The organism is Citrobacter sp. Cpo126 (assembly GCF_030332445.1).
Taxonomy (GTDB): domain Bacteria; phylum Pseudomonadota; class Gammaproteobacteria; order Enterobacterales; family Enterobacteriaceae; genus Citrobacter; species Citrobacter portucalensis.
This window is the reverse complement of sequence record NZ_JAOWHT010000032.1, coordinates 339507-349684: the sequence shown is the minus strand read 5'-3', so window position 1 is coordinate 349684 and position 10178 is coordinate 339507. Positions and strand designations below refer to the sequence as shown.

Here is a 10178-nt window from a genome sequence, read left to right as displayed (position 1 = left end):
ATGGTAGAAACCCTGCTCGAAGTTCGTAATCTGAGCAAAACCTTTCGCTACCGGACAGGTTTATTTCGCCGCCAGACCGTTGAGGCCGTTAAGCCCCTGAGTTTCACCCTGCGTGAACGTCAGACGCTCGCCGTCATTGGTGAAAACGGTTCGGGGAAATCTACGCTGGCTAAAATGTTGGCGGGTATGATTGAACCCACCAGCGGTGAGCTGCTGATTGACGATCATCCGTTAAAATATGGCGATTATTCATTTCGTAGTCAGCGGATCCGTATGATTTTCCAGGATCCGTCAACATCGCTTAATCCGCGGCAACGTATCTCGCAGATCCTTGATTTTCCGCTACGTCTGAATACCGACCTCGAGCCTGAGCAGCGTCGTAAACAGATCGTGGAGACCATGCGCATGGTCGGGCTGCTGCCCGATCACGTAAGCTATTACCCACATATGTTGGCCCCAGGGCAAAAACAGCGTCTGGGCCTTGCCCGTGCGCTCATTTTACGCCCCAAAGTCATTATCGCCGACGAAGCCCTGGCCTCTCTGGACATGTCGATGCGTTCGCAGCTCATCAATCTGATGCTGGAATTGCAGGAAAAACAGGGGATTTCGTATATCTATGTGACCCAACATATTGGCATGATGAAGCACATCAGCGATCAGGTATTAGTCATGCACCAGGGCGAAGTGGTAGAACGCGGCAGTACAGCGGATGTTCTGGCGTCCCCGCTTCATGAGCTTACCCGCCGCCTGATTGCAGGTCATTTCGGCGAAGCGCTTACCGCTGATGCCTGGCGAAAAGATCGTTAGCAAACGGCAGCCCTCCTCAACCGGGGGGCAATCTGTCATCAGTGACACAACGTGGGTAAGAGCAGCGTATCAACTTCAGTAAACGCGACTGACGGGTAAAGGGCACCACCCTGCATTGCCCAGACACCTGCGGTACTGGCCTCGTCGATAAGTCGTACTGTTTCTACTCCCTTCACCACAACACGGTCGCAATATTCCCTGATATTTTTGATCAGCACCGGGAACATCGGTTTTTCTACCTGTTCCAGGAAGAAACCGCGATCCAGTTTCACAACGTCAAAATGACCGCAAACCAGCGGACTGGCCCCTACGCTGCCGGAGCCAAGATCGCCCAACCACAATGCGTTTGGGCCGTCGCGAAGTGAATTAATCAGCAGATTATTCAGGCACACGGTATTCGACAGAAAACGTTCTGAAAGTTCCAGTGCAATAAATGGTAGAGCATGTAAGGCCGACTTGATGGCTGGATCACCAATCGCCAGCAGTGCCATTTCGTCAATGAGGTTCAGGGTGCAAATAAGGCTGTTGCGCTCAAACCAGTCACGCTTTTCGGCAATTAGTCGAATTTGCTCGAGCATGAAATTACGCTTTTGTTCGCTATCCCACGCTGAAATGATGAAATCTGGATGCAACGGGTGAACCGTATCTGAAGTAAACCGGACGTTAATCTCTACACCCAGTAATTTATCTGTTGGGTCTCTCATCGGTTCCGCGATGAAATGATAGTGCATAAGACCACTCCAATTGATCATAACATCCTGATAATGCACTTCTAATCACAATCAATCAATAATATCGATCAATGAATCGATATTGATCGATAAAAACAATATATCATAACAAGCTGAATATTGTCATATTTTTTGTTTTAAGAAAGTTCCTACCTTGCTATGTTTATTAACATCAGCTAGCAATGAAATAATACCATTTCAATGCCTTTGAAACCTCGTATTTTCTCTGATTCACCGACGTTAGATGCCTGAACGAAGCATAAGCGGAGGGGGATGTTATACTCCTCACATGTAATGACGTGACAGGTCACGTGAGGCGGATAACCATTCTCCAGGGAAAAAGCGTGGGATATAATTTCAGGCCAATTTCGAGTAAGCTTAATGCGTCAATTATAACTCATTGATTGATAAAAGATAAGTGTTAACCAAAAGGATTAAAGCCATGGGTTTTTTATCAGGTAAGCGCATTCTGGTGACAGGCCTTGCCAGTAAATTGTCTATCGCATGGGGAATCGCTCAGGCGATGCATCGCGAAGGTGCCGAACTGGCGTTCACCTACCAGAACGACAAGCTGAAAGGTCGTGTGGAAGAATTTGCAGCGCAATTAGGCTCCAACATTGTTTTGCAGTGTGATGTAGCTGAAGATGCCAGCATTGACGCCATGTTTGCTGAACTGAGCAAATCCTGGCCGAAATTCGACGGTTTCGTACACTCCATCGGCTTCGCACCTGCTGACCAACTGGATGGTGATTATGTGAATGCAGTTACCCGCGAAGGATTTAAAATTGCGCATGACATTAGCGCTTATAGCTTTGTTGCGATGGCAAAAGCATGTCGTTCTATGCTAAACCCTGGCTCTGCGCTATTGACGTTGTCCTATCTGGGCGCAGAGCGTGCAATCCCTAACTATAACGTGATGGGCCTGGCGAAAGCCTCATTGGAAGCAAACGTCCGTTATATGGCTAACGCAATGGGGCCTGAAGGCGTACGCGTAAACGCAATTTCCGCAGGTCCAATCCGCACCCTCGCCGCTTCCGGTATCAAAGATTTCCGTAAAATGCTGGCCCATTGCGAAGCTGTTACGCCGATTCGCCGCACTGTTACCATTGAAGATGTGGGCAACTCTGCGGCATTCCTGTGTTCCGATCTTTCTGCCGGTATCTCAGGTGAAGTTGTACACGTTGACGGTGGTTTCAGCATCGCTGCAATGAATGAACTAGAACTGAAATAATCATCCACTCTTCTCTGGGCGGCCCACCGTCGCCCGTGATGCTCGTTTTTAATTCCCCTCTACCCTGTCCCATATATGCTTTTCTGATATTTATTATCACGTAACAATCTTTCATCCCCTCTTCTGCTTACGTCAGGATATTGCAGCGCAAACGATCCGGCGTAGTGGTATGACGACGTGTCCGGGTCGCCACTTTTTAGACCAAGGACCGCCCATGGAACAACGCCGAATTGAAGGCAAAAGCCACTGGTATCATGAGACGCAATCCAGCATGTATCCACAAGATGTTCTGCCGCTGGTGCCGGAAGCCGCTCATGTCGACGACTGCTTTTTACTGGATCTGGCGATATCTGATGACGCCCTTTTACCTTTTCAATCCTGGTTAATCCCTGCCCGTAAACTTGCACAGATCCTCTTCCCGACCCACGTAAACCTGAGTCAGATGCACACATTCAGCGCCTATGAACGGATGAGTACGGCGTTAACCGTCGCTCAGGTATATGGCGTCCAGCGATTATGTAATCACTATGCTGCGCGTCTAACACCGCTTCCTGGGCCGGACTCCTCGCGGGAAAGTAACCATCGACTGGCGCAAATCACCCAATATGCTCGTCAACTTGCCAGCTCTCCTGCCGTGATAGGCGCGCGCGATCGCCAGCATCTGGATGCAGTCGGGCTGACCACCAGCGATAGCATTCTGATGAATCAAATTATCGGATTCGTCGGTTTTCAGGCCCGTATCGTGGCCCTGTTTCAGGCCTGGTGTGGACATCCGGTGCGCCGAATTCCGGGTCTCGATATACAACAATTCGCTCACGCTTCACCATTTAGTGCAGCAAACGCTACCTGGCACGCTTCGCCATTTCCGATTGAAAAACATCTTAATCATGATGAGTCGATAGACAGACGTTATCCCGAGGAACTGCAAGCGTTACTGCCATTACTGATACATTCCCCCGTCATTTTGGATTTACTCGGGTCGCTCATTTCCAGCACGCAACGTAGCGGGATACCGGTACAGGCATTTTCATTGGCGGCGCTGATGACTTCGCGGATTAATGGCAGCGTGGCCTGTTTTAATGAACATGCGTATTCAGCTCATGAATTAACCGAGGCCATTACCGTTCTTCGTCAGGATGAACGTGAATTACAACGTTGGGAACAACGACATCCGGTTGAGCGCGTCACCCTACAGGCGGTACAATGGCTGACCCGGGCGCCCGACCGCTTTAGCACCGCACTGTTAACGCCTTTGTTCGATCAGGGAATCTCTTCAGAGCAGGCCATTAACCTGCTAGCCTGGAGTGGATTGTGCGGATGGTTGAATCGCTTGAAAATCGCGCTGGGCGACACTGATTAACCGATCCACTTACTGAAAGAGCGCTTGCTGCCACTGGCAGAATCGCGTAAAACTGTCAGCCGCTCTTTTAGCCACGAAAATAGACAATTATGCTTCAGGACAACCCGCTGCTAGCGCAGCTTAAACAGCAACTACATTCCCAGACGCCACGTGCTGAAGGGGTGGTAAAAGCCACGGAAAAAGGCTTTGGCTTCCTGGAAGTCGATGCACAAAAAAGCTATTTCATTCCACCGCCGCAGATGAAAAAAGTGATGCATGGCGACCGTATTGTTGCGGTTATCCATACAGAAAAAGATCGTGAGTCTGCTGAGCCGGAAGAACTGATCGAACCCTTCCTGACGCGCTTCGTGGGTAAAGTTCAGGGCAAAAATGACCGTCTGTCCATTGTGCCGGATCATCCGTTACTGAAAGATGCTATTCCTTGTCGTGCAGCCCGCGGCGTTGAACATGAATTTAAAGAAGGCGACTGGGCTGTTGCAGAAATGCGCCGCCATCCGCTGAAAGGCGATCGCACCTTCTACGCCGAGTTAACCCAATTTATCACTTTTGCTGATGACCACTTTGTCCCGTGGTGGGTCACACTGGCACGCCATAATCTGGAAAAAGAAGCACCAGACGGTGTAGCAACCGAAATGCTGGACGAAGGCCTTGTTCGTGAAGATTTAACCGCCCTCAATTTCGTCACCATCGACAGCGCCAGCACCGAAGATATGGACGATGCGCTGTATGCTGAAGAACAAGCTGACGGCACGCTACAATTAACCGTCGCCATTGCCGACCCAACAGCCTGGATTGCAGAAGGCAGCAAGCTGGATAAAACGGCTAGAATTCGCGCGTTCACCAATTATTTACCGGGGTTCAATATCCCGATGTTACCACGTGAATTGTCTGACGATCTCTGCTCTCTGCGCGCGAACGAAGTGCGCCCGGTTTTAGCTTGTCGTATGAGCATTACCGCCGATGGCACGATTGAAGACAACATCACCTTCTTCGCCGCAGCCATCGAGTCTAAAGCGAAGCTGGCCTATGACAATGTTTCCGACTGGCTGGAAGGTACTGGCGAGTGGCAACCAGAAAACGACGCGATTGCGGAACAAATCCGTCTGCTGCATCGTATTTGCCTGAGCCGAGGAGAGTGGCGTCATAACCACGCGCTGGTCTTTAAAGATCGCCCGGATTACCGTTTCGTTCTCGGTGAAAAAGGTGAAGTACTGGACATCGTCGCTGAGCCGCGCCGCATCGCAAACCGTATCGTGGAAGAATCCATGATTGCGGCAAATATTTGCGCCGCCCGTGTGCTTCGCGACAAGCTTGGCTTCGGTATTTACAACGTCCATATGGGATTCGACCCGGCCAACGCCGACGCTCTGGCCGCGCTGCTGAAAACCCACGGTATGCACGTCGATGCCGAAGAAGTACTGACACTGGAAGGTTTCTGCAAACTGCGCCGCGAACTGGATGCACAGCCATCCGGCTTCCTCGACAGCCGAATTCGCCGCTTCCAGTCTTACGCTGAAATTAGTATTGAGCCAGGTCCACACTTTGGGTTGGGTCTGGAGGCATATGCCACCTGGACTTCCCCAATCCGTAAGTACGGCGATATGATCAACCACCGTCTGCTTAAGGCCGTCATCAAAGGCGAAACCGTCGCCCGACCTCAGGATGATACCACCGCGCAGATGGCAGAACGTCGTCGCCTGAATCGGATGGCTGAGCGTGATGTGGGTGACTGGCTATACGCCCGTTTCCTGAGTGATAAAGCCGGAACCGACACCCGCTTTGCGGCCGAGATCATCGACGTCAGCCGCGGCGGCATGCGCGTACGTTTGGTTGATAATGGCGCTGTTGCCTTTATTCCTGCACCCTTCCTGCACGCCGTGCGTGATGAACTGGTCTGCAGCCAGGAAAGTGGTACCGTACAAATCAAAGGTGAAGTGGTTTACAAAGTCACTGATGTGATTGACGTAACTATCGCCGAAGTTCGCATGGAAACCCGTAGCGTTATCGCGCGTCCAGCAGCGTAAACTGACAAATCCAACGACCTTTCTCTTTTTTGAAAGGTCGTTTTCTTTTTTTAGCGGCCAAATTTCAACCACACACTACACTTCTCTTATCCAGTCAAAATTTTTTTTTACTATTTTTCAGTTCCGCTGGCTTTGCTTTTTATGGATTCTGGATTACATATAAATATATAAATAAAACAATACGTTCAGCCATAATCACCCTGAATGAATCATGGCTACCCTTACTTTTGAGGCTTTATGCGCTTTAAACGGGATAGTACACATCATGAAAGACGTCCGGGAGCTGGTTACGTTGTATAGCTATGTGGGCACTCATAACCCCTACTGGCGTTTGTCAGAGGATTGCAACATCCTGCATTTCTCTATTGACGAAACAGCAGACGCTGAGCAGACCATCGAATTATCACCCGAGCAGGCCGACCGCATTCGCGAGATGACGGTAATTACGTCAAGCCTGTTGATGACGTTACCTATTGAAGATGACGATATTCCGGTACATTTGGTCGGGCGGAAAATCAATAAGCGCGAATGGGCCGGCAGCGCATCAGCCTGGGATGACACCCCTTCCGTCGCACGCGATCTGGCTCAAGGTCTCTCTTTTGCCGAGCAGGTGGTTTCAGAAGCCAATTCCGTTATTGTCATTCTTGACCGCATGGGCAACATTCAGCGTTTTAACCGTCTGTGCGAAGAGTACACCGGACTCAGAGAACGTGAAGTCATTGGCCAAAGCGTATTCACACTGTTTATGAGTCGACGTGAAGCCGCAGCCTCCAGACGCAACATCGAGGTCTTTTTTCGCGAAGGCAACTCATATGAAGTCGAACGTTGGGTGAAGACCTGCAAAGGTCAGCGCCTGTTTCTTTTTCGCAATAAGTTTGTACATAACGGTAGCGGCAAGAACGAAATATTTCTGATCTGTTCCGGCACCGATATCACTGAAGAACGCCGCGCGCAGGAACGCCTGCGTATGTTGGCTAATACCGACTCCATCACCGGATTACCGAACCGTAACGCCATTCATGAGCTGATAAGCGACGCGATTGAGAACGCAGGTGATACTCAGGTTGGGATTGTATATCTCGATCTGGATAACTTCAAAAAGGTGAACGATGCCTACGGGCATATGTTTGGCGATCAGCTATTACAGAGTGTGTCGCTTGCAATCCTCAGTTGTCTTGACGACAACCAGCTATTGGCTCGGTTTGGCGGTGATGAATTTATCGTCCTTGCCACCGAAACGTCCCAGAGCACTCTGGAAGCTACCGCATCGCGCATTCTGACACGCCTGCGTCAGCCCTTTCGCATTGGCCTGATTGAAGTCTATACAGGCTGCTCTATTGGTATTTCCCTTGCTCCACAGCATGGTCAGGACTGCGAGAGCGTCATTCGTAACGCCGATACGGCCATGTACACCGCGAAAGAAGGCGGCCGCGGACAGTTTTGTGTTTTCTCTCCGGAAATGAATCAGCGGGTATTTGAATACCTGTGGCTGGATACTAACCTGCGCAAGGCGCTGGAAAACGATCAACTGGTTATCCATTATCAGCCAAAGATAACCTGGCGAGGCGAAGTGCGCAGCCTGGAGGCGCTGGTACGCTGGCAGTCTCCGGAACGCGGCCTCATTCCACCACTGGAATTTATCTCCTACGCTGAAGAATCAGGGCTTATTGTTCCGCTGGGTCGCTGGGTTATTCTGGACGTTGTGCGTCAGGTCGCAAAATGGCGCGCCAAGGGAATCAATCTGCGCGTGGCGGTAAACGTTTCTGCCCGCCAGCTCGCCGATCAGACGCTATTTACCGATCTCAAACAGGTGCTTCATGAACTCGACTTTGAATATTGCCCCATCGATGTCGAGTTAACGGAAAGCAGTTTGATTGAAAATGAGCAGTTGGCACTGTCCGTCATTCAGCAGTTTAGCCAGTTGGGGGCGCAAATCCATTTGGATGATTTTGGTACTGGATATTCGTCACTGTCTCAACTGGCCCGCTTCCCGCTTGATGCAATTAAACTGGATCAAACCTTTGTCAGGGATGTACACAAACAACCTATTTCGCAGTCGCTGGTACGTGCCATTGTTGCGGTCGCACAGGCACTCAATCTGCAGGTCATCGCCGAAGGTGTTGAAAGCGCGAAAGAGGATGCATTTTTAACCAAAAATGGTGTCAACGAGCGTCAGGGTTTTTTGTTTGCCAAACCAATGCCAGCGGCTGCATTTGAACGTTGGTATCGACGACATCTGAATAAAAAAACGCGCTAATGCTGTGGGATCAAACGTCATTAATAGCCATAAATGGACATTACGTAACGATCCTATCTGCATGTAATAACAGAATATATAATATTCTTCTATCATTGATAGTTAATACTATTTTTCCCTTCTCTTTTGCCATGAAATTCTGCATCATGAAATTCAAACTCTATTGCTATTAGGATGATAACCATGTCTGATATCGACGCTCAGCGTCTGGCCGAACGCATTGATACCGTGCTGGATATCCTCGTTGCAGGTGATTACCACTCAGCCATCCACAATCTCGAAATTCTGAAGGCTGAGCTGCTAGACACGGCCAAAGAAGATGCCGAGTCTTTGCCCAAAAAGCACAAGGCTCCCTGGGAGATCTGATGACATTAACCCTTTAATGTCGCTGCTATAAGCAAACTGCATATGAGGCAGTTTCCGTTTAATTTCCGATACAATATCGCAATAAAATTAATATTATGAATTCCCGACAACAATCTATTTTGCAGATGGTGACTGATAAAGGTCAGATGAGCGTTGCCGAACTGGCAAAAATCACCGGTGTTTCAGAAGTGACGATTCGACAGGATCTGAACACACTGGAGAAACAGAGCTATTTACGCCGTGCGCACGGTTTTGCTGTTTCATTGAACAGTGATGATGTGGAAACGCGCATGATGACTAATTTTACGCTGAAGCGTGAACTGGCCGAATTTGCCGCATCTTTGGTAAGCCCTGGCGAGTCCGTATTCATTGAAAACGGCAGCAGCAATGCGCTCTTGGCCAGAACGCTGGCGGAGCAAAAAGATGTCACCATCATTACCGTCAGCAGTTATATAGCCCATCTGCTGAAAGAAACCCCCTGCGAAGTGATTCTCCTTGGCGGGATCTATCAGAAAAAAAGCGAAAGCATGGTGGGGCCCTTAACTCGCCAGTTTATCCAGCAGGTACACTTCAGTAAGGCCTTTATCGGCATTGATGGCTGGCAGGCTGACACCGGCTTCACCGGACGCGACATGATGCGTTCTGATGTGGTTAACGCGGTGCTGGAAAAAGGTGCAGAAGTTATTGTGCTTACTGACAGCTCAAAATTCGAAGCCATTCACCCTTACACACTAGGTCCATTAGAGCGATTCAGCCGCGTAGTCACGGATTCCAGACTCAGCGCCAGCGTACAAATGCAGCTTGAGCATTCAGGATTAACCGTCAATATCATTGATGCGCACGCATAAAATCTTCAGCAGATGATTTGTCAGTCGGCAAATCATCTCCTCTCTGAGAGTTATCTGACAGTCCAATTAAGACTTTTTACCTGTCGTTAACAGGATTAAGTCGTAAAATTAATGTTAGCGATATAACAGGAACGAACCTCCAATCTCAGGATAGTGTTTGTCATGCCTTCGCTAAACGGTTTCACGGAAATATCTTCGTTAGCCTAAATTTAGCGCTATTCTTAAAGAACACTGGATTCCGTGAATCAATAATTCAGGAGAAAGTATTATGTTAGTAACGAGCAAAAAAATGACCGCTGCCATTTTGGCGATTACTCTGGCAATGTCGCTGAGTGCCTGCTCTAACTGGTCCAAACGTGACCGTAACACCGCAATTGGTGCTGGTGCTGGTGCAATCGGTGGTGCAGTCCTGACTGACGGCAGCACGCTAGGCACGCTGGGTGGTGCTGCAGTAGGTGGTATTATTGGCCACCAGGTGGGTAAATAATTTACGGTTAAACGGCTCGATATAATAATACGTTTACTTTTTCAGGTCTGTATTATTAAAAAGCCAC

9 protein-coding genes are annotated in these 10178 nt (G+C 49.3%); 8 read left to right on the top strand and 1 reads right to left on the bottom strand.

The features are described 5' to 3' along the window. Entirely contained in the window at nt 1-807 is an 807-nt protein-coding gene (sapF, locus tag OGY17_RS10900) for a peptide ABC transporter ATP-binding protein SapF (protein ID WP_003020558.1), read from the top strand. A 38-nt stretch (nt 808-845) separates the two neighbouring features. On the opposite strand, the gene OGY17_RS10895 is transcribed toward sapF, so the two are convergent. After that, nucleotides 846-1538, bottom strand: coding sequence for an EAL domain-containing protein (locus tag OGY17_RS10895; protein ID WP_234103846.1), 693 nt, complete (start codon nt 1536-1538; stop codon nt 846-848). Nucleotides 1539-1980: 442 nt separating this feature from the next. Between OGY17_RS10895 and fabI the strand changes: the two genes are divergently transcribed. The 7 genes from fabI (at nt 1981) to osmB (ending at nt 10111) form a co-directional block, all read left to right on the top strand. Then, entirely contained in the window at nt 1981-2769 is a 789-nt protein-coding gene (gene fabI / locus OGY17_RS10890) for an enoyl-ACP reductase FabI (RefSeq protein WP_234103847.1), read from the top strand. Nucleotides 2770-2983: 214 nt separating this feature from the next. Beyond that, nucleotides 2984-4129, top strand: a complete 1146-nt coding sequence (locus OGY17_RS10885; protein ID WP_057067368.1) for a CMD domain-containing protein — start codon at nt 2984-2986, stop codon at nt 4127-4129. Between the two features lie 89 nt (nt 4130-4218). After that, nucleotides 4219-6153, top strand: a complete 1935-nt coding sequence (locus tag OGY17_RS10880; protein WP_234103848.1) for an exoribonuclease II — start codon at nt 4219-4221, stop codon at nt 6151-6153. A 265-nt stretch (nt 6154-6418) separates the two neighbouring features. Continuing rightward, nucleotides 6419-8410: a cyclic di-GMP phosphodiesterase gene (gene pdeR / locus OGY17_RS10875; RefSeq protein WP_008784927.1), complete on the top strand. Its 1992-nt coding sequence runs from the start codon at nt 6419-6421 to the stop codon at nt 8408-8410. Between the two features lie 183 nt (nt 8411-8593). After that, entirely contained in the window at nt 8594-8776 is a 183-nt protein-coding gene (locus tag OGY17_RS10870) for a YciZ family protein (protein ID WP_003833313.1), read from the top strand. Nucleotides 8777-8871: 95 nt separating this feature from the next. Then, on the top strand, nt 8872-9624 hold the full coding sequence (yciT, locus tag OGY17_RS10865; protein WP_003020580.1) for a DNA-binding transcriptional regulator YciT: 753 nt from the start codon (nt 8872-8874) through the stop codon (nt 9622-9624). Between the two features lie 268 nt (nt 9625-9892). Next, on the top strand, nt 9893-10111 hold the full coding sequence (gene osmB, locus OGY17_RS10860; RefSeq protein ID WP_003020583.1) for an osmotically-inducible lipoprotein OsmB: 219 nt from the start codon (nt 9893-9895) through the stop codon (nt 10109-10111). The last annotated feature ends 67 nt before the right edge of the window (nt 10112-10178 follow it).

Bases quoted from the DNA above. Each gene is read 5' to 3' on its own strand.
- pdeR (WP_008784927.1), top strand. From the start codon at position 6,419: ATGAAAGACGTCCGGGAGCTGGTTACGTTGTATAGCTATGTGGGCACT.
- sapF (WP_003020558.1), top strand. From the start codon at position 1: ATGGTAGAAACCCTGCTCGAAGTTCGTAATCTGAGCAAAACCTTTCGC.
- OGY17_RS10880 (WP_234103848.1), top strand. From the start codon at position 4,219: ATGCTTCAGGACAACCCGCTGCTAGCGCAGCTTAAACAGCAACTACAT.
- OGY17_RS10870 (WP_003833313.1), top strand. From the start codon at position 8,594: ATGTCTGATATCGACGCTCAGCGTCTGGCCGAACGCATTGATACCGTG.
- fabI (WP_234103847.1), top strand. From the start codon at position 1,981: ATGGGTTTTTTATCAGGTAAGCGCATTCTGGTGACAGGCCTTGCCAGT.
- osmB (WP_003020583.1), top strand. From the start codon at position 9,893: ATGTTAGTAACGAGCAAAAAAATGACCGCTGCCATTTTGGCGATTACT.
- yciT (WP_003020580.1), top strand. From the start codon at position 8,872: ATGAATTCCCGACAACAATCTATTTTGCAGATGGTGACTGATAAAGGT.
- OGY17_RS10895 (WP_234103846.1), bottom strand. From the start codon at position 1,538: ATGCACTATCATTTCATCGCGGAACCGATGAGAGACCCAACAGATAAA.
- OGY17_RS10885 (WP_057067368.1), top strand. From the start codon at position 2,984: ATGGAACAACGCCGAATTGAAGGCAAAAGCCACTGGTATCATGAGACG.